An 18,784-nucleotide genomic window follows, 5' to 3' on the forward strand; every position below is an offset into this window, starting at 1 on the left:
GGGTCACCCCCCCCTTGAAAAAGCCGGATGGCGCCTCGGGAAACCGGGCGCCATCCGGCCTTTTCACGCCCGGCGATCACCCGTTCGCGGGGGCGCCGAGCAAGTCGAGCACGATGCGTGCAGTGAACTCCGTGGAGACCTCTTCGCCCTGGTTGGAGGTGTCCACGATTGCACATCCGAGTTGCTCCGCAATTTCCCTGTACCTCCGGATGTAGTGGAGGTGGTAGGCGGTCGATTCCTCCGGTTCGTCGCGTTGCCCCAGCCGATCGAGCGTCGTGGGCAGATCTGCCCAGCACAGGATCGTCGGGATCCACAGGGTCCAGCGCTCACGGAATACGCCGTCGTCCACGAGGGATGCCACCGTCAACCAGGACCTGTCCAAAATGACCGGAGCGGACTTCGTGGCACCCTGAATGGCCAGGGCGAGGAACCGGGCCCCGACGCTGAGCACCAGATCCGTGTCCCCGGACGCGGCGGCCCGCGCAAGTTCCGGGCCCGCGTCGGCACCGAAGGGGCGCCGGTACGAATATCCCAGACGCAGGGCGATGTTCTTGGCGATCGTCGTCTTTCCGGTTCCATCGTGGCCGTCGATGCCCACGACGTGGGGCACCGACTGCCACGAACCTGCTTTCAGTCCCATGGACGCAGAATCACGGTCTGCTTCTCGTCATCGATTTCCAGGAAGTAGTGCCGCGACTTGCCGGTCTCCAAAACGCTCAGCGCGTCGCCACGGATTTCCATTTGGCCCTGTGCCGATACCCGGAATCCGCCGTCCTTCGACGCGGGTTGCAGCGCCACGGCCTTTCCCTCGACGGCCACGGTAACCCGGGCACCGACCTTCGGCTTCATGCCGAGGGCCTTGCGGGCGGATACCGGAAGGGTGATGACACCGCCGGGGGATACCTTGCTTCGGGTGTTCTTTACGGTCAACGTGCCCATGATCATTTCTCCTTTGCGATTTGGGCGGGTTGGGTTGGGGCTTGATCAAACAGCGTGGTGTACAGCCGGGCATAACGTTCCAGGACATCGTCCGGACCACCGCCGCTGCGCCACTGGTCCTTGTCCAGGGCATCCGCGTCATCGGACGCCTCGGTCCGCACCCGCATGCAGTCGGGGCTGATCTCCCCGAATACGGTTCCGCCGCTTTGATCAATGAAGAAGCAGATGTCAATCAGCTTCAGATTGCCGGTCCTGAAGAAATTCTCCAACCAGCCAAAGGTCTCGCGGGCCAGGAACTTCGCCCGCTGCACGTCGGCAATCCACAATGCCGCGTAGTCGTCCGGCAGGGGTTCGTCCGCCAGGCGGTTTCCCTCAAGATCGGTGAGCGGATGCCGCCAGTCGAAACAAACGACGGGATCGGCGAACCGTTCCCAACGCTGCAGCGCCGGGCCGGCGACCGTCGGATGCTCCTCGGTGAAAAGGTACCTATGAATGGGTGATCCGATGTGGTACCGCTTGACCCGGGTCTCGAGGTTGCAGACATCGACGCGGCGCTCGGCCAACAGTGGACCCTCGGGGGACTCCACCAATCCCAGAAAGGCGGACGAGAGCCGGTAGGGCCCAGGTGAGAGCGCCATGCCCCGGAAGATCTCCGCAGAGAACCGGGCACGTATCTCCTCCGTGCCCTTGACCTCCCCGTATCTGTTGTAGGTGAACGAATACAACGTCGGGAGCAGCCTGGCGAGCGCAATCTTGGGCGTCAACAGGCGGATTTCCTTGCTGTCGCCAAGGACCAGCAGCGGCAGCGCCTTGAAGTCGAACGTGATCTGCCGCAGCACCTGCTCCACGAACGAGAAACGCCCGTGCTCAAGGTCGACATCGATGTCCTCCCCGTTTGGCCCCTTCAGTGTGACGTTGTTCGGGGTGGTTGTCGTCAGTTGCACCTCCAGTTCCAAGTCAAGACACTGATCGAGGATGGTGCTTGCGGCCGTGCTGCGGGTTGTTGCTGTCATGGTTGGACAGGCCTCCTAACTCGATGCCCTGGACGGGCGGATTACGGAGAAGCGCTCGTTGAGGGCACGGAGAACTGCGCCCGTTGCGACCGCGGATTCGGCCAGCGCACGTCCGGGTTCACCGGTGCGCGCCAGCTGTTGCATCCGAGGGGTCTGGAAACCGCAGACCGACTCGATCCATTGGTGGGCCTCTTCCTTGGTGAGGCGTTGGCCCGCGGCACCGAAGGTTCCCTTGGCGATGTTGGCCGGAATCTTGGCGAAATACTCGTACAGGTTGTGGCGGTCGTCCTCCGGATCCGGGGCGTCTGCCAGGGCGGAAGCGATCATCCCCAGTTGCTGGCGCTGGCGCACAATCCCGAAGCTCAGGTTCCGCATGAGCAGATCAGCCTCGGGCTTGGCCGGAACGCGGGTCTCCCCGTAGATGCACAGCCCGTAGCCGGCCAGGTTGTCGCCCGAGAGGCACTGCATGCGCCACAGCTCGTCGGGCGAATAGATCCCGACGTTCAGCTCCTTGCCGCCGAAGCCGGGCGAGGTTGCATGGAGCCTGCGCAGGACTGTTTCCGGGTCCTGCACCACGAGCACCAGGTCGTAGTCGGCAAAGTGCCGGCTGTTGACGCTGGATCCGTAGACGATGACGCACACAAGCTTGCCGCCGATCCGCTCCTTCAGCTCGTCGATGAAGGCAAATCGGGGCCTCAGGTCCGCCGACAGCGAGGTTTGTGCCATCCGGACCTCTCTCACCGATGCGGGGACTTCAAACAGCCCAATGACATCCTCGAATCGGCGCCGGATCGCCAACAGTCTCTCGACGTCCGGGATGCCTGGGGCATGGGCCATCGCCTCCACGTCGCCCATCAACGCCTCGCCCGCCAGTCCTGGGATCAACCCCTTCGTGGCCATTCGCCCGGCCTGCCACAGCCGGTCGTACTTGCTGGCCAGGGTGCCTTTGCTGTAGCGCGACTGGACGATGGCGGCCGAGAGGGTGACTGCCGAGAGGAAGAGCACCGATTGCAGCCAGAGACGCTGGAGCGCGACATCGTCGGCAGGTTCCGACGCCGGTTCCCAGGCTCCGGACGATGCCAAACCCGCCCGCCCGGCAGCCCGGTGGAAACGCGGGTGGAACACCGATGACCATTCCAGGGTGAAGGGCGAGATGACACGGGGGTTTTCGAGGTGTTGCCGGGCGGCCCAGCGATAGATCTCCAACAGCTCGGTGCCGGAAACCTCGCGATCGAGGTGGACATAGGAGAGTGAGAACGGTGTTCCCCGCCACGTGAGCGGTCGCTCAACGACCACGACGTCGCGGACCATGCCTGGTGCCACGTCGGTAACACGCGCTGACATCGTTTCCCCCCTGTCAGGCTGAGTTGCCCGCCGGGCCGAGGCCAGAGGGGCAGCTCATTGCAACCAAGTTTCCGCTCCTCGAACGGCGGTGTCAACGATTGTTTGCAGGGTTTTGCCACGCGGGTCGGGCGGCCGGTTTGCCCGCAGGGCCCGGTGGCACGGAAGGGTGCCCGGTGCCGCGGCGGTTACTGCCCGGAAGAGAACAGAACCGTCCGGGAATCGCTGGTTTGGGCGTACCGGGCGGGGCCATGGCGCACGGTTTGGGAAGTCCGGCTACTGCTTGAACCTGCCGGGGCAGTCGGTGCGGCAGGCCCGCGGCAGGCCCGTGGTTGGCGCCGAATGTGCGGTGCGTTGTGCGTTGTGCGGTGCAGGGTGGAGTGCCACCCGTGGGCCCGAGGGGGCGTTCGCCGGAACATCCGTTTGGCCACGCCGCCTCAAAAGTATGGCGGCCAGGGCCCCTAGCGTTGCAGGTACGAGGAACAGGTGGGATCGACGGGGATGTCGCGGTGCAGCACCAGGATCCCGTTGTCGATCGGGGCGGCCTCCGTGAAGCCCAGGGCGTGGGCGCGCTCCAGCGCCTGCGGCGGGTTCAGCGGATCCCAGCCGCCGAGTTCCTGCTCGTTGAAGTCGATGATCATCCAGTTGGAGAGCTCGGTGCCGATGTCGCCGTGCAGGCCCACATAGGTGCGGGTCGTCAGGTGCGGCACCAAGGTGTCGGCGGCCTCGACGCACACGCCGTCGGGAATCATCGCCACGGCGCGTTCCTTGGCGGCGACCAGCGTGCCGGGCGCCCAATTGGCGCCGGTGAGCGTGCGTCCCAGGGGGAAAACCGAATGGAAGAACAAGGTGGCCACCAGCGCGAAGGCCAGCAGCCAGGCCGGGCCGATGGTGCGGATCTTTTTCCAGCCGAAGCGTTCCATGAGCCTGCCGAGCACGTGCACTGCCGAGAGGATCAGGATCGGGGCCATCATGGCGTCGTACTGGTAGACCGGCGCCCAGGTGTTCAGCCTGTCGTTGAACAGCCGGCTGAGAAGCATCGGCGCTCCGAGGATCACGTACGGGGAAGCCAACGGCAACAGGGCCAGCGGCAGGAAGCTCAGCAGCCACAGGGCCACCTTGAGTTGGTGGTTGAACAGGATCCCGATTGACTGCAAGGGGTGGGTGAGCAGGAAGACTATCGCTGCGCCGGCCGAGGCGCCCAGGGCGGTGAACTGCCAGTAGCTGAATTCCCCGGCGGGGGAGAAGAACGGGATCACGTAGTTGGTGGCCGCGACGTAGCCGGCCAGGCCCACCACCGCCAGCAGGGCCGCCTTGATCCACTGCCTGTGGAAGAGCATGACGATGCCGACGGCGACGACGGTGATGCCCATGTCCTCGCGCACCAGCAGCAGCAGGGCGGACAGCCCGGAGGCGAGCCAGTAGCGGCGGCGGTCGAATGCCCAGATGATCCACGCCATCAGCGGCACGCCGAACGCGACCTCGTGGAATTCCCAGTTCACGATGGCCTGGAAGGGCCACCACAGCAGCATCGCGCCGGCGGTCAGCAAGGCTCCGAGGTGCCCGAAGCGTGTGCGGGCGAACAAGTAGACGGGGATCGCGGTGGAGATCAGCAGCAGCGCCAGGACGATGCCCAGCATCCGCGGATCGTCCCAGATCCAGTAGAAGGGTGCCAGCAGCACCAGGATCGGGTGGAAGTGGTCGCCCAGCAGGTTGAAGTCCACTCCCTTGATCGGCACGATCGGCGCCTTGAACATGGCGTACTGCCGTGCCGCCTGGTCGAAGATGCCCAGGTCGTAGCCGCGGGACTCGAAGTTGGCGAAGCGCAGGAACGAGTGGGCAACGTACAACACCCCCGCCAGGGCCATTGCCAGTCCCAGTTGCAGTTTCTGGGCGCGGCTCACGGGAGCGGGGGTGTTGTTGGGCATGGACTCGAGTTTATCCGCAAGTCGCTGCGTGGACGATTCGACGGTGTTACTTGGCGGGGGCCAGACCGGTGCGGGCCATCGCGTCGGCGTAGGCCGCGTAGATTTCCTCGAGGTGTGCCTGCTGGCGTTCCGGGGAGCCGGCGAAGGCGCGGCCGTCCAGCGACTTGACCTTGTAGGTCTTGAAGCCGCGGCGCCACAGCAACGGGTTCTGGGTCTTGACCAGCTGCTCGGAGAGGCGGTGTGCCTCGGTGCCGTGGGCGATCAGGACCGACGCGCGCGGCACGACCTTCAGCAGGCGCAGCAGCGGCTTGAGCCCGGAGGTGATTTGCGGCGGGGTGAACTTGCCGTTGGCCTCGCCCGGGGTGTGCCACGGGTGAACGTTCCACGGCAGGATGTATTCGGGGCGCAGCCCCAGCTGCCATTGCATGCCCAGCATGCGGGTTGCAGCTTCCTGCGAACCGGCGTCGATGAAACCACTCTCATGGGCCACACCGATGTTGGAGAACAGCGAGATGATCCGTGCTTCCTCGATGTTGTGCACCGGATCGACGTAGGACACCGAGGTCGCGGGTCGAAGCGCCCGGGTCTCGTCCAAAAGACGGTTAACGGGTTCGATCTGCTCCTCGAAGCGGCGTTCCATGAGGGAGTGTTCGACGTGGTCCGGGGCAATGGCTGTCATGAAGGTGAGGTTCTCCTGCTGGTGGTACGGAGACATGGGGCGTCGCTGCGGGCGCGCGTCATCCAAGAGACGACGAACGTCCATAACCATGTCAATGCTGCTAGAGCGGGGGGAGTGGGATCGAAGTGGTTCCGGTGGCTGGCATGCCCCAAGATGAACGCAGGGTTGATCCACCCTTAACAATAGCCGCTCCCGGACCGTTTGGGCAGGCGTGGCAGCCACGAGCCGGTGGTGATGATTGGCACAGATCCCCGCATCGACCGAACAATCGATGGTCATACTGGGTGCGGAGCGCATCGGGCATCGCCTGCGCCGGATCCCCGAGCCCCGTGGCGACGGAGGGCGCGCCCCTGGCGCGATACGAGTGCTCGGTCCCAGGGTTTCCTGGCGGCCACATCGGCACTTTATCGTCGGAGTGGAGAAGGCCCGCGCGAACGTTCGCCGGCCGGAACCGGGACGGCCCCGTCCGTGGCGCCGGGCACCAGCGCATAGAATTGGCGATGGACCGCCATTGGGGGACCATGCCTCGCGCATGTACGGCGGGCCATCGTTAGCGCAATACCAGACCCACAAGTGATTGAGGCATCCAGCCAAATGAATGAAAAGATCCCGAACGAGCCTCACAAGGCAGTCCTGCGCACCGCGGTGGCAGCCACTGTCCTGATCGCCATCGGCGCATTCGTGCTTTCCTTCGCCGCCCTGACCGACCTCGCGCAGCGCTCGGGCATCGATGCAAACCTTGCCTGGATTTGGCCGATCATCGTCGACGGCATGATTGTGGCCTCAACGGTTGCCATCGTGGCGCTGAACGGCCACAGCCGCCGCGCGATGATCTACCCCTGGACGCTTCTCTTCTTCGGTGCCTTTGTCTCCACCGCGGCGAACTCCGTGCACGCCATCCTGACCGTGGGCGCCATGCAATCGGACATTCCGCCGGTGGTCTCCGCGCTGGTGGCGGCAATGCCGCCGGTCGTCCTGCTGGCCATCACCCACCTGACGGTCCACATGTACCAGAAGAAGGCCGAGGCAGCCGAGCTGCGGGCCGCGGCCGAGTACGACGAGCAGGCAGTGGAGAACGAGAAGTACGGACTGGCCTACGACGACGGTTTCCAGGCGGCCATGAGCGATGCCCAGGCCGCCGAAGCCGAACGCCTGGTGGCTGCCAAGGACCAGCTGGCCGAAGCCACCGCCCGGGCCAGGGCAGAGGGCCGCGCCGACGCGGCCAAGACCGCGCCAGGCGCAAAGGACGCCGCGCCGGCCACCGCCGCCACCAAGACCGTTGCCGCCAAGATCCCGGCGGCCGGCACATCCAACGGCGCCAAGGCGTTCCCCGCGGGCAAGGTCCAGGTCATGGACTCCAACGCCCCCTCCCCGCTTTATGACGAGGTAGCCCAGTCGCTGGACTCCAAGAACTAGTCACCGTCACGAACCGGCCGGGTGGCCGGTCGTGCGCGCCTCGAAGCCCGCGGCACGGTATTGCAGGGAGATGCTCCCCGCGACACCGGGCCGCGGGCTTTCCCATGCCCCGCCGGACGCTGCGGCCGGCACGCACCCGGCGGGCACCGCTTGCCGGCATAAACTTCCCGGCCGCCGTCGCGCCGCCACAATCGGCGGCAAGTGGCAGTTGATAGGCTGAACCCAGAGCACCCCCGACCAGCCGTTTGTTTGTAGGAGGCACGTGTGGGCACCCCCTGGGAAACCCTTGATGAATCGTTGCGCGACCAGGTACGCGCCAGCGTTGAGCGCTATGCCGCAGCCCGCCCGATGCTGGAACACGTTGCCGAAGCCATGCGCATCCGCATCGAGTCGCTCTTCGACGAAACCGAAACCAACCCGCTCTTCGTGGTCACCCGGGTCAAGACCGTCGAATCCTTCCGCGACAAGGCTTCCCGCATGCTCGTGGGGGAGGAGGGGGAGACTGCTGCCCTGGAGTTCCCCAACCCGTTGCGCGAGGTCCACGACCTGGTGGGCGTGCGAGTGATCGTGAAGCTGCCCCACGAGATCCGCGAGGCGGCGAACCTGATCAAGCGACGCCGCTCCGACTTCGACTGCCGCTCGGACCGGGAGAAGGACATCGGCTCGGTGGAGTCGGGCACCTACGGGTATTCCTCCCGCCACCTGATCCTCAAGACCCGCGGCGAGGAGGTCGTGCGCGACTTCCAGGCGCAGCTGGGCGGGGACGTCAAGATCACCGGCAACTTCGTCTTCGAGGTGCAGATTCGCACGATCCTCTCCCACGCGTGGAGCGAGATCGAGCACGACATCCGCTTCAAGAACGCCGAGCCGCGCGCCTGGAGCCCGCACATCGATAGGCAGTTCACCGCGACCGCCGCGATGCTGGAGGCCGTGGAAGACCAGTTCTCCGAGCTGCATGACCGCTTCCAGACCGTCACCGGCTTCTGGGATGCCGAGGGCGAGGGCAGGGAGCTTTTGGGCGCCGAACGCATCCAGTTCATTTGGCAGACGCTGTTGCCGCATGTGGACCGCAAGTCCGACGACGACTGGGGCTGGGCAGCGGAACTGCTCGCCGCCCATGGGCTCTCCCGCACCCGCGAATTTGCCGCGCTGCTCCAGCCCAACGTCATCACCTCGGTGCGCGCGGCCCTCGACCACCGCTATTCGCCGGGTCCGGACCGCCTGCTGGACGATGTGCTGCTGTGGCACTTCGGGACCACGCACATCGATGCCACCAGCGGCGGGGATGCACACAGGGCCGACTCGCTGCGCCGCAGGCTGGTGCAGATGGACGCATACCGGATCAAGCAGGCCGAGGAAAAGACGGTGCCGGCACCAGCCGCGGGCCCCATGGCCTCCGCGGCAGGCCGCGCCGCAGGACCCGCTGCAGTGCCGATGGGGGACGGGCCGAAGGCGGATCCGAAGGTGGAACCGAAGGCCGAGGGCAAGGGCTCCGCCAGGTCCGGGGTAGTGAAGGCCGACGCGCAGCCTGCCAAGGGCACAAACGCCAGGTCCTGATCATTGGCCGTCCCCGCGGTTGCGCACATCGTGCGCCGTCGGGCGCGGAAATGCCCGGCGGCGGGTGGCCTCACCCGGGTTGGCGTGAGATATAACGCATCATCATGCCAAAGGCCTCCCGGCCCGCGTAGACTGGGTAGGTTGCCCAGCAGGGCTCTAAAAACTTAACCGAAAGGGTCACCGTGATTTCCGTTGCCGATTTGGAGCTGCGCGCCGGCGCACGCCTTCTCATGGAGGGCGTCTCGTTCCGCATCGACAAGGGCGACAAGATCGGTCTGGTCGGGCGAAATGGTGCAGGCAAGACCACCATGACGCGCGTGCTGGCCGGCGAGTCGTTACCGGCCGGTGGCGCCGTCACCTCCACCGGGGCCATCGGCTACCTGCCGCAGGACCCGCGGACCCCCAACATGGAGCAGCTGGCCCGCGACCGCATCCTTTCGGCCCGCGGCCTGGACATCATCGTCGGCAAGCTCAAGAAGTGCCACGAAGACATGGCCTCCGAGGACGCTGCGGTCGCCGCCAAGGCCATGCGCCAGTACGACCGCATCGAGGCCGAGTTCATTGCCGGCGGCGGATACTCCGCCGAGTCGGAGGCCGCCGCGATCTCCAACAACCTGGCCCTGCCCGAGCGCCTGCTCAACCAGCCGCTTTCGACCCTTTCCGGCGGCCAGCGCCGCCGTGTGGAACTGGCCCGGATCCTGTACTCGGACGCCGAGACGCTGCTGCTCGATGAGCCGACCAACCACCTCGACGCCGATTCCGTCACCTGGCTGCGCGGCTTCCTGGCCAACCACCAGGGCGGGCTCCTGGTCATCTCGCACGACACCTCGCTGCTTGAGGCCACCGTGAACAAGGTCATCCACCTGGATGCGAACCGCGCCACCATGGACGTCTACAACCTCGGTTGGAAGCGCTACCTGCAGCAGCGCGAGACCGATGAGCGGGCCCGCAAGCGCGAGCGCGCCAACACGGAGAAGAAGGCCAACACCCTGATGGCCCAGGCCAACAAGATGAAGGCCCGCGCCTCGGGCGCCTCCGCCGCACAGTCCATGCTCAAGCGCGTGGACCGGTTGATGGGCGGGCTGGACGATGTCCGCGTTGCAGACCGCGTCGCGGCCCTGCGCTTCCCGGATCCTGCCCCTTGCGGCAAGACCCCGCTGATGGCCGAGGGACTTTCCAAGTCCTACGGCTCGCTGGAGATCTTCACCGATGTCTCCCTGGCCATCGACCGCGGCTCCAAGGTGGTCATCCTGGGCCTGAACGGTGCGGGCAAGACCACGCTGCTGCGCATGCTCGCCGGCGTGTCCAACCCCGACACCGGCGAATTGATCCCGGGCCATGGCCTGAAGATCGGCTACTTCGCCCAGGAGCACGACACCCTGGATGTGGACCGCTCGGTGCTGGAAAACATGCGTTCGGCCGCCCCGAGCCACATGGGCGACGCGGAGGTGCGTGGCATCCTGGGTTCCTTCATGTTCTCCGGTGACGATGTCTCCAAGCCCGCAGGAGTGCTCTCCGGCGGCGAGAAGACCCGCCTGGCCCTGGCCACCATCGTTGCTTCCAGCGCGAACGTGCTGTTGCTCGATGAGCCCACCAACAACCTGGACCCGGCCTCGCGCGCCGAGATCCTCTCCGCGCTGTCCAACTTCTCGGGCGCCGTGGTCATGGTCTCGCACGATGAGGGCGCGGTTGCCGCGCTGAATCCCGACCGCGTGGTGCTGTTGCCCGACGGCGACGAGGACCTCTGGAACGACGCCTACCTGGAATTGGTCACCCTGGCCTAGTCCTGATCCGGCCCGCCTTCCCTGACCTGCCACCGGCAAGCAGCGGGAGGGCGGGCCTTTTCCTGCCCGGGCAGGGTCCGGCTTGGGGCCGGTCGCGGGCGGATTGCACCGGATTTCTTGCGCGTCTTGCGCGCGGCATCGGTGCGCGGTAGTTTCTTCCGTACCCGCCCCGCGCGATCAAGTGGGACGGTGACCCCTCTGCACGCCACCGGACGGAACCGCCAAATGGACGCCACCGAATGGAACATCGGCCCCGCGGCCGAGCCAGCCGAGCTGGTCGCCGCTTCCGGGCTCTTCGACTACCCGGTCACCCCGTCCGGCGCACGCGCGTTCCTGGCGATGCCCGGACACCACCTGCTGTTGGCCAGGACCGGGGACGGGACGGCGGTCGGCTTCGTGTCGGGAGTGCTGATGCGCCACCCCGACAAGGAACCGGAAATGTTCGTCTATGAGCTCGGCGTCGATGGGCCCTACCGGCGACGCGGCATTGCGGCGGCCCTCTTGCGTGCCCTGGCGCGCGACGCGCTGGCCCTGGGCTGCACGGGCATGTGGACCGGGACCGAACGCGGGAATGCCGAGGCCCTGGCGACCTACCGTTCCCTGGGCGCCACGGTGGACGCCGAGTCGGTGTTCATCGAGTGGGTCACACTGGCCGAGTCCTTCGCATCCGGCGCCGCTGCGCAGACCCGCTGAGGGGGGCTGCGCAGCGATCAGTTCGAGCCGGTGACCTCGGCGTCACGTTCGTCCGCTGCCTTGCGCTCCAGCTCGTCGAGGTATGCATCCTCGGTGGCCTCATCGGTCGGGCTGCCGTCGCGCCTGACCAGCTTCTTGGGCTTCTTGCGCAGCCGGTGAGCCTGGTGCAGCACCGGCTCCTCACCCCGCAGCGCGGCTTCGGCCCGCTCCGCTCGGTCCTCGCGGTTGATCCTGGCCTGCTGCTTGGCCGCGTAGCCGAAGCCGATGAACACCAGCACGCCGAAGGCGAACCACTGGAAGGAGTAGGACAGGTGCGGCCCCTCGTCTTCCTCTGGACGTTGCAGCTGGGCGGGCGCCGTGGCCGGTTCCGGGTCCTCCAGATACATCACACCGTAGCTGCCGGTGGTCACCGGGTAGCCCAGTTGCTGCTCGTAGCCGGCAAGGTCCACGGAGGCCAGTTGGCCCTCGGGTGCCCCGCGGTCAAGCTTCGGTTCTCCGGGCTTGAGCCGGACCTCGATCTCGACGGTGCCGGCGGGGGGAGCAGGTATGGCATCCGGGCGGCCGGAGTTGTCGTTGCCGATCGGCAGGAAGCCGCGGTCAACGATGACGGTGGCCCCCTCGAGGGTGCGGAAGGGAACCAGCACCTCGTAGCCGGGCCGGGACCCGGAGATGCGGTTGCGCACCACTACCGCATCCTCGGCCACGTAACTGCCGCGCAGGGCAACAGGGGTCCACTTGCCCTCGGAGGGCAGTTCCTCAAAGAGGTCTTGCGCCTGCGCAAACGGGATGGGCTCGGCGTCGAAGTTGCGCTTCACATGGGAAATCTCGGTCAGGGCGCCTTCGCGGCGGTCCATCTGCCATTTGCCCAGGAAGCTAAAAGTGGTGGCGAAAAGGCACACCAGGAGCAACCAGCCGATCCAGCGGGTGCTGGCCAGGAATCGATACACGCTTCTCTATTCTCCTTGGCAGCCCGAACCGGGCGCGGCGTCTTGGAGCGGCATGCGCTCCTTGAAGAGCAGGCGCTCGGACAGGTAGTTTTCGAGCCAGTCGGCATGGTCGGCACAGGCCAACCAGGTTTTTCGTCGTTCCGGGGCATGGATCTTCGGGTTGTTCCACAACAGGGCGACGCTGGCGTCGGCCCGGCAGCCCTTGCGCGAACATTTCGGCGGCCCCGTGGGCCCTTGCGGGCCGGTGCCGCCGCCGAGCGAATCGAAGATGCTCATCGGGTGCCCCCGTGCCGGTGGTGTCCGCCGGCGGGCTGGCCGGGTTCCCCGGGTTCCTCCACGAAGGTTCCGTCGATGGTGGTCGGCGTCTCGGCGGGGTAGGACGAATCGGATTCGGCCCAGTAGGCACGGGACGCATCCGGCGGGGTGCTTGCGGACGGATCATCCGTTGCGGCGGCCTCGGTGACGGTTTCACCGAACTCGTCAAACACAAAGGTTTCGCCGCCGGCCCAGGAAAGGGCGGTGCGATCGTCGGCGCCGGGATCCCCTGCCTGGGTGTCGTTGGCCTCGCGCTCCGGGACCGACGCTGCGGGGCCCGGCGTGGCGTCCGGCGCGGTGCCTGAGGTGAGCGGGCGTGGAGCGTCGCCCCCGAAGTATTCGGCAGCAGGTTGGCGTTTGGTTACGTCCGCGCCGCCGTTGGCGATGACGACGGCAACATAAGGCAGCACGATGGCGGCGCCGAGGAACACCCACTGCAACCAGCCGTGCACAAAGAAGGCAGCGATGAAGCAGGCCAGGCGCACCGACATTGAGATGGTGTATTTGAGCACGCGGGAGTGCTGTTCCACGGTGTGGGACTCTTGCGCCTCGGTGATCCGGTGGACCGGTGGATCCTGGTCATGGTGGTGATGCGTGTTATGTGGCTCGCTCATGGTTCTTCCGTCGATCCGTCACTCACCATTGTCTCACCGACCTGCGCCGCTCCACGAATCCGTTGGATGCGCGTGCAGCGAACAGCGCACAGCGGCGCGGAAAACGCGACCCGACCCGCTTACCCTTGACGACAGTCGGGAGCGCGGACCCGAGGCACCGGAACCTGCTGGCACCACTCGGGCTAGAATTGGATCCGCAGACCCCCACCCACATCAGAACTTCTTTATGGAGGATCCATGTCCGAAACCCCCACCGGCCGCAGCGTACTGGTCACCGGAGGCAACCGCGGAATTGGCCTGGCCATCGCCCGCGCCTTCGAAGCCAACGGCGACAAGGTCGCCATCACCTACCGCAGCGGGGAGGTCCCGGAGGGGTTGTTGGGCGTTCAGGCCGATGTCACCGACACCGCGTCCATCGATGCCGCGTTCACCCAGGTTGAGGCAGCACACGGTCCCGTCGAGGTGCTCGTGGCCAACGCCGGGGTCACCCGCGACATGCTGCTGCTGCGCATGAACGAGGAGGACTTCACCTCGGTGATCGACACCAACCTCACCGGTGCGTTCCGCGTCATCAAGCGTGCCTCCAAGGGCATGATCAAGAAGCGCAAGGGCCGCGTGGTGCTCATTTCCTCCGTCGTTGGCCTCTATGGCTCGCCGGGGCAGATCAACTACGCAGCCTCCAAGGCCGGCCTGGTGGGGATCGCCCGCTCGCTGACCCGCGAACTGGGCTCGCGCGGCATCACCGCCAATGTCGTGGCACCCGGCTTCATCAACACCGACATGACCGCCGCGCTGCCCGAGGCCACGCAGAAGGGCTACCTGGCCTCGATCCCGGCAAACCGCTTCGCCGAGCCCGAGGAAGTGGCCAACGTGGTCCGCTGGGTGGCCAGCGACGAGGCCGCCTACATCTCCGGCGCGGTCATTCCGGTCGATGGCGGCCTGGGCATGGGGCACTAACACCGCCCAAAGTCGCCTGGCCGGCCCCGACGGGACGAATCAGGGGAGTGCGGTCGCCATTCACGCCGTGGCGACCGCACTTTTGCGTGCTTGGCACTCCCTCCATTGGCCCGGGGGAGAGTCGCTTGAGCGGCTTAGACCTCGGCTCGCTGATGTCGATGAGACTCGGCAGGCGCCGCGATCACCTCTGCGACGGTCAACGATGAGGCCACGCGGCCATGTCTTCCAATATTGTTGAAAACCATCAGTATTTTATTTATCTAGGTAAATTTTTGAGTTAGTCCGATATTTAGGCCGCTCACGTCGCGCGGGTACCTCACCCTCAATACAGGCCACGAAGGGCGGCCCCGCTTTCCGGCTTTTTCCGGATTCGGATCAGCAGGGGATCCTCTGCTCCTCGGGACAGGAAACCGTGCCAACGCGCTGAGTGCTCCTGCCGGCACTGCTCGTCGGATGCGAGGTGGCTCCGCTGCAAGCAATAAACTGTTGGTGATACCGGCAAACGTACGGGTGCAGCCGCACAACGTATCTGCCGGGCTACGACGGGAAGAAGACGCCATCATGGAAACCCTCAAGGACCGCCTCCGCGCGGACATGACCGCACACCTCAAGGCCGGTAACAAAGTGGAGCTCACCACCGTGCGCAACCTGCTTGGGGAAATCAACACCCGCGAAAAGGGCGGCAAGACTCCGCTGGAACTTGACGATGCCGCGGTGATTTCACTGCTTCAAAAGGAAGCTGCGCGCCGCCGCGAAACCGCCGTCACCTACACCGAGGCCGGCCAGGTGGAACGGGCCGCAGCAGAGGAGCAGGAAGCAGCCATCATCGAGGCCTACCTTCCGGCAGCACTGACCGAGGATGAGGCCAAGGCCATCGTCGCCGAGGTCGTGGCCGGGCTGCGCGCCGATGGCTCGGAGCTGGGCATGCGCCAGATGGGTACCGTCATGAAGCAGGTCACCGAGAAGGTCGCCGGCCGCTTCGACGGCAAGGCAGTGAGCAACATGGTCCGCGCAGAACTGGCCTGATAGCACTTCTGCAGGGGGTTGCATCCAGGACCACGGCGCCGTTCGTCCGGCACACGACGGGGGGACAGCGATGAAAAGGCTTTCTGCAGCGAGGCCGTGGCTCCGTCGGGGAAACCGGCCTAGCAGGAAGCACCGCCTCCGGGCGGTGCTTGGCCCGCAGCACTGCTGTCGGCGTTTCCGTGTTCTGCCACGGCATAGGGCAGCTGCCTGTTAGGCAACGACCGGCGCGTGCCCTGCACCGGGCCGCGGGTCTCCCTGGACTAGACTTGTTTGGAGGATTCCTACAACAGTGCACACCCATGTGGACTGGCAGGATTGAGAAGGCGAAGCGCACGTGTTGTGTGTTCCAGCCAAAGACTTTCATCACCAACACCAAGAAAGTGCCGAATCCAGTGCGCGCCGCAGCGCCAGGCCCGGCCACCACTTTAGGAGCAGCATTGAACGATCTTTCAGCCAAGGGCGCCATCGTCACCGGATCCTCCCGCGGCATCGGTGCCGAAGTAGCCAAGGTCCTCGCCGCACAGGGTGCCGGAGTGGTCATCAACTACCGCCAGAAGGCGCCGCGCGCCAACAAGATCGTTGCGGGCATCGTTGAGGCCGACGGCCGCGCCGTGGCCGTGGGCTCCGACCTGACCGCTCCCGGGGGCCCGGCCGCCTTGGTCGATGCGGCCATCGAGAACTTCGGCTCGCTCGACGTGCTGGTGCTCAACGCCTCCGGCGGCATGGAATCGGGCCTCGGCGAGGACTACGCACTGCGCCTGAACCGCGATGCCCAGGTAGCGATGCTCGAGGCAGCCACCGCGAAGATGGCCCCGGGCTCCCGCGTTGTCTTCGTCACCAGCCACCAGGCACACTTCATCGACCAGGTAGGGACCATGGACGCCTACGAGCCGGTGGCCCGCTCCAAGCGCGCCGGAGAGCTGGCCCTGCGCGAGTTCATCCCGGCGCTCGAGGCCAAGGGCATCACCTTTGTGGTGGTTTCCGGTGACATGATCGAGGGCACCATCACCGCGACGCTGCTGGACCGCGCCGAGCCCGGCGCCATCGAGGCCCGCCGCGCCGCCGCCGGCAAGCTCTACTCCGTGGTGGAGTTCGGCGCCGAGGTTGCCGCCATGGTCACTGCCGATGTCCCCACCGGCCACACCGAATACGTGGGCGGGGCAGGCGACTTCCTGAAGAAGTAGTCCCGCCGCCCGGCACCGCGTCCGGGGGCCCTGCAGGCAACCGTGCGTTTCCACCATTCCTTGCGGGGGTGCGAAATGCACGGTTTTCCTGTTACCCCGGGCGGACGGGGTCCCGGCGACCGCCCGGGAGACCTCGGGCCCCGTCGTGGGGTCGACGCGAGTCACTTCCCCGCGTTCAGGATCCGCACCAGGGAGCGCAGGCCGAAGACGAAGCCACCGAGGGCCAGCGTGTAGCCCAGGAATTCGTGGAGCCGGAGGTTCTGCGCCAGCATCGGCCCACTGTTCGAAACCATCAACAGGATGCTGCCGATGATCGCGGCGATGGAGATTCCGGCGATGATGCCCTCGTGGACCAGACCCGTCAGGAAGCTGCGGTCCGTGGGGGAGGCGAACTGCCGGACGTTGACTTGCAGGTTCCCGTTTTCGATCTTTTCGTTGAGCATGGACAGGTTCCGCGGCAGGCGCTGCAGGGTCGAAATGAATCCGATGGCGTTGGAGGCCAGCAGGTTCCTGACCGCCTCGGGCGTGGTCATGGCGGAGATCCACGACAGGGACTTGCGTTGTGCCTCGCCGACGACGTCGAAGCCTGGATCCAGCAGCTTGATGGTTCCTTCCAGGGCTCCGATGGCCCGCAGGGCCCCGGCCAATTGCAGCGGGATGCCCAGGGAATGGCGCTGCAGCAGCTGGAACAACTTGGTGAAGAGCGCGTTGGTCGAACCGTTCACGTGCGTCAGCAGGACGCCCATGTCGCGTTCGAGGGCGCGTCGATCCAGGGCGGGCGCCCGTTCCACCATTTCCAGCAGCCGGTCGGTGGCGGCGACATTGTCGTCGGCCTGGACTGCCACGATGAATCCGGCCAACGACATCCGGGCGTCGCGCCCGAGGCGCCCCACGGAGCCGAAGTCGAGCAGCGCCAGGGCCGGACGGACAGTTGTCTCCTCCCGGGTTCCCGGCGCGGTTTGGCGCAGGACCAGGATGTTTCCGGGATGCAGGTCGGAGTGGAACACGCCCGAGACGATCACCTGCGACAGAATTCCGCCGAACAGCTCCATGGCGAGCGCCCGTCGGAATTCGGGGGGTTCGGCGCTCAGGCAGGCCTCGCCCAGTGGCTCGCCGTCGAGGTGTTCCATGACCAGCACCTTGTTCGAGGAGAATTCAGGATAGACCGTCGGGATCTTCAGTGCTGGGTTTCCCGCCGCCACGGCACGCATGTTCTCGAGCTCGATCGCGTAGTCCAACTCCTCGCGCAGGGAGACCCCGAATCCCACGGCGAGCGATTCAAGCCCCAGCGCCCTGCCCCACGAGGTGCGGCGTTCGAGCATTCGGGCAAATCGCTCGATGATGTCCAAATCAACCTTGACCTGGTTGCGGGCCGCGGGTCGTTGGATCTTGACCACGACCGCCTGCCCGGAGAGGAGTACCGCCGCGTGGACCTGTGCCACGGAGGCCGAAGCCAGCGGCTCGGCCTGGATCGAGTGGAAGACCTCGTCGACGCTCCTGCCCAATGCCTCCTCCAGCAGCGGGCGCAACTCGGTGAATTGTTCGGGTTCCGCCCGCGTCTGGAGCAGTGACAGCTCGGCGATGTACTCCGGCGGCAGCGCGTCGGCCCTGGTTGAGAGCATCTGCCCGAGCTTGATGAACGTGACCCCGGATTTGCCAAGCGTGGCGGCCAGGGAACGCGCCGTCCTGGCCGCTTCGGGGGTTCCGCGCTGCATTGAGCGCGCGTTGACGGGACGCAGCAGTCCCTCGCGGAAGGCGATCCTGGTGACGTGCAGATAGCGCCCGCGCCGCGCGCCGGATGCCCTCAGTGAGCGGACCAGGCCCCAGGGCGTGCCCAGGCTTCCGGTGGGCCACAACACCTCCACGGCCACCAGCAACCCCGTGCCCAGCGCGAAGGCCCAGGCGATCGAGAGCCCGAACAGCAGGAGCGTGGGGACCACGGCCCGTTGGGCGTCTTCGGCATCGACGATCCCGGAGTTGGAGAGGAAGACGGTGGTCAGCGGCGTGCCGCCGAAACAGACGACCAGTCCGACGGCGAACGAACGTGGCCATCCCACCGGAACGCCGAGAATGCGTCGCACGGCAAAGGCAGCAGCCCACGCAAAGAAAACGGTCAGGACCATCGAGAGCAGCAAGAGGGGGAGGAACGCTGGGGTGCCGGTCGGATCCAAGCTCGGGCTCCAGGTGACTAGGCGACGGGAGGAAAACCGGGCCGTGACAGGTGCGCATATGCGGCCCTCGGGTCCAGACTATCCGATCCGAAGCGCTGCCGACATGCGTTGCCCGGCCGCTCGCCGCGGCTCATGCACGAAGGAGGCGTGCCCCCCCCGGGGGGGGGGGGGGGCCCCCCGACCCATTAACCCCCGGGGGGGGGGGTGAGGGGTTATTGAG

17 protein-coding genes are annotated in these 18,784 nt (G+C 66.2%); 7 read left to right on the forward strand and 10 right to left on the reverse strand.

Annotation, left to right across the window (positions count from 1 at the left end; translation table 11 throughout):
* Positions 1–76: 76 nt before the first annotated feature.
* The 6 genes from ACLQ7E_RS04455 to ACLQ7E_RS04480 all read right to left on the reverse strand — a co-directional run bounded on the left by ACLQ7E_RS04455 (position 77) and on the right by ACLQ7E_RS04480 (position 5,900).
* Positions 77–640: a hypothetical protein gene (locus tag ACLQ7E_RS04455; RefSeq protein WP_411731352.1), complete on the reverse strand. Its 564-nt coding sequence runs from the start codon at positions 638–640 to the stop codon at positions 77–79.
* On the reverse strand, positions 631–939 hold the full coding sequence (locus tag ACLQ7E_RS04460) for an AbrB/MazE/SpoVT family DNA-binding domain-containing protein (RefSeq protein ID WP_411731353.1): 309 nt from the start codon (positions 937–939) through the stop codon (positions 631–633). The genes ACLQ7E_RS04455 and ACLQ7E_RS04460 overlap by 10 nt, the downstream gene beginning before the upstream one ends.
* 2 nt (positions 940–941) lie before the next feature.
* Positions 942–1,952 (reverse strand): phosphoribosylaminoimidazolesuccinocarboxamide synthase, encoded by a 1,011-nt coding sequence (locus ACLQ7E_RS04465; RefSeq protein ID WP_411731354.1) that lies wholly within the window; start codon positions 1,950–1,952, stop codon positions 942–944.
* Positions 1,953–1,967: 15 nt separating this feature from the next.
* A complete protein-coding gene (locus ACLQ7E_RS04470) occupies positions 1,968–3,296 on the reverse strand; it encodes a hypothetical protein (RefSeq protein ID WP_411731355.1) in 1,329 nt (442 codons plus the stop codon).
* Between the two features lie 458 nt (positions 3,297–3,754).
* Complete coding sequence (locus ACLQ7E_RS04475) at positions 3,755–5,221, reverse strand: DUF2079 domain-containing protein (protein WP_411731356.1); 1,467 nt, start codon at positions 5,219–5,221, stop codon at positions 3,755–3,757.
* 46 nt (positions 5,222–5,267) lie between these two features.
* Positions 5,268–5,900 (reverse strand): uracil-DNA glycosylase, encoded by a 633-nt coding sequence (locus tag ACLQ7E_RS04480; protein ID WP_411731368.1) that lies wholly within the window; start codon positions 5,898–5,900, stop codon positions 5,268–5,270.
* 594 nt (positions 5,901–6,494) lie between these two features.
* Between ACLQ7E_RS04480 and ACLQ7E_RS04485 the strand changes: the two genes are divergently transcribed.
* The 4 genes from ACLQ7E_RS04485 (at position 6,495) to ACLQ7E_RS04500 (ending at position 11,350) form a co-directional block, all read left to right on the forward strand.
* Positions 6,495–7,316: a DUF2637 domain-containing protein gene (locus ACLQ7E_RS04485; protein ID WP_411731357.1), complete on the forward strand. Its 822-nt coding sequence runs from the start codon at positions 6,495–6,497 to the stop codon at positions 7,314–7,316.
* Positions 7,317–7,580: 264 nt separating this feature from the next.
* Positions 7,581–8,873, forward strand: a complete 1,293-nt coding sequence (locus tag ACLQ7E_RS04490) for a GTP pyrophosphokinase family protein (RefSeq protein WP_411731358.1) — start codon at positions 7,581–7,583, stop codon at positions 8,871–8,873.
* Between the two features lie 182 nt (positions 8,874–9,055).
* A complete protein-coding gene (locus ACLQ7E_RS04495) occupies positions 9,056–10,657 on the forward strand; it encodes an ABC-F family ATP-binding cassette domain-containing protein (RefSeq protein ID WP_411731359.1) in 1,602 nt (533 codons plus the stop codon).
* A gap of 225 nt (positions 10,658–10,882) precedes the next feature.
* Positions 10,883–11,350, forward strand: a complete 468-nt coding sequence (locus tag ACLQ7E_RS04500) for a GNAT family N-acetyltransferase (RefSeq protein ID WP_411731360.1) — start codon at positions 10,883–10,885, stop codon at positions 11,348–11,350.
* Between the two features lie 17 nt (positions 11,351–11,367).
* Here the strand turns inward: ACLQ7E_RS04500 and ACLQ7E_RS04505 are convergent, their stop codons facing one another.
* The 3 genes from ACLQ7E_RS04505 to ACLQ7E_RS04515 are packed head-to-tail and all read right to left on the reverse strand — an operon-like array spanning position 11,368 to position 13,226.
* Positions 11,368–12,297: an SURF1 family protein gene (locus ACLQ7E_RS04505; protein WP_411731361.1), complete on the reverse strand. Its 930-nt coding sequence runs from the start codon at positions 12,295–12,297 to the stop codon at positions 11,368–11,370.
* A gap of 6 nt (positions 12,298–12,303) precedes the next feature.
* Positions 12,304–12,573 (reverse strand): acetone carboxylase, encoded by a 270-nt coding sequence (locus ACLQ7E_RS04510; protein WP_411731362.1) that lies wholly within the window; start codon positions 12,571–12,573, stop codon positions 12,304–12,306.
* Positions 12,570–13,226, reverse strand: a complete 657-nt coding sequence (locus tag ACLQ7E_RS04515; RefSeq protein WP_411731363.1) for a DUF3099 domain-containing protein — start codon at positions 13,224–13,226, stop codon at positions 12,570–12,572. The genes ACLQ7E_RS04510 and ACLQ7E_RS04515 overlap by 4 nt, the downstream gene beginning before the upstream one ends.
* A 237-nt stretch (positions 13,227–13,463) precedes the next feature.
* On the opposite strand from ACLQ7E_RS04515, the gene ACLQ7E_RS04520 reads away from it, so the two are divergent.
* The 3 genes from ACLQ7E_RS04520 (at position 13,464) to ACLQ7E_RS04530 (ending at position 16,393) form a co-directional block, all read left to right on the forward strand.
* A complete protein-coding gene (locus ACLQ7E_RS04520; RefSeq protein ID WP_411731364.1) occupies positions 13,464–14,183 on the forward strand; it encodes a beta-ketoacyl-ACP reductase in 720 nt (239 codons plus the stop codon).
* Between the two features lie 561 nt (positions 14,184–14,744).
* Positions 14,745–15,209: a GatB/YqeY domain-containing protein gene (locus ACLQ7E_RS04525; protein ID WP_411731365.1), complete on the forward strand. Its 465-nt coding sequence runs from the start codon at positions 14,745–14,747 to the stop codon at positions 15,207–15,209.
* A 437-nt stretch (positions 15,210–15,646) separates the two neighbouring features.
* Entirely contained in the window at positions 15,647–16,393 is a 747-nt protein-coding gene (locus ACLQ7E_RS04530; protein WP_411731366.1) for an SDR family oxidoreductase, read from the forward strand.
* A 161-nt stretch (positions 16,394–16,554) separates the two neighbouring features.
* On the opposite strand, the gene ACLQ7E_RS04535 is transcribed toward ACLQ7E_RS04530, so the two are convergent.
* Positions 16,555–18,564, reverse strand: coding sequence for an ABC1 kinase family protein (locus ACLQ7E_RS04535; protein ID WP_411731367.1), 2,010 nt, complete (start codon positions 18,562–18,564; stop codon positions 16,555–16,557).
* Between the last annotated feature and the right edge of the window lie 220 nt (positions 18,565–18,784).

Source organism: Paeniglutamicibacter sp. (assembly GCF_046714615.1).
Taxonomy (GTDB): Bacteria; Actinomycetota; Actinomycetes; order Actinomycetales; family Micrococcaceae; genus Paeniglutamicibacter.

Coding starts and splice junctions, on each gene's coding strand:
- ACLQ7E_RS04455 (WP_411731352.1), bottom strand. CDS start 640: ATGGGACTGAAAGCAGGTTCGTGGCAGTCGGTGCCCCACGTCGTGGGC.
- ACLQ7E_RS04460 (WP_411731353.1), bottom strand. CDS start 939: ATGGGCACGTTGACCGTAAAGAACACCCGAAGCAAGGTATCCCCCGGC.
- ACLQ7E_RS04465 (WP_411731354.1), bottom strand. CDS start 1,952: ATGACAGCAACAACCCGCAGCACGGCCGCAAGCACCATCCTCGATCAG.
- ACLQ7E_RS04470 (WP_411731355.1), bottom strand. CDS start 3,296: ATGTCAGCGCGTGTTACCGACGTGGCACCAGGCATGGTCCGCGACGTC.
- ACLQ7E_RS04475 (WP_411731356.1), bottom strand. CDS start 5,221: ATGCCCAACAACACCCCCGCTCCCGTGAGCCGCGCCCAGAAACTGCAA.
- ACLQ7E_RS04480 (WP_411731368.1), bottom strand. CDS start 5,900: ATGACAGCCATTGCCCCGGACCACGTCGAACACTCCCTCATGGAACGC.
- ACLQ7E_RS04485 (WP_411731357.1), top strand. CDS start 6,495: ATGAATGAAAAGATCCCGAACGAGCCTCACAAGGCAGTCCTGCGCACC.
- ACLQ7E_RS04500 (WP_411731360.1), top strand. CDS start 10,883: ATGGACGCCACCGAATGGAACATCGGCCCCGCGGCCGAGCCAGCCGAG.
- ACLQ7E_RS04510 (WP_411731362.1), bottom strand. CDS start 12,573: ATGAGCATCTTCGATTCGCTCGGCGGCGGCACCGGCCCGCAAGGGCCC.
- ACLQ7E_RS04515 (WP_411731363.1), bottom strand. CDS start 13,226: ATGAGCGAGCCACATAACACGCATCACCACCATGACCAGGATCCACCG.
- ACLQ7E_RS04520 (WP_411731364.1), top strand. CDS start 13,464: ATGTCCGAAACCCCCACCGGCCGCAGCGTACTGGTCACCGGAGGCAAC.
- ACLQ7E_RS04525 (WP_411731365.1), top strand. CDS start 14,745: ATGGAAACCCTCAAGGACCGCCTCCGCGCGGACATGACCGCACACCTC.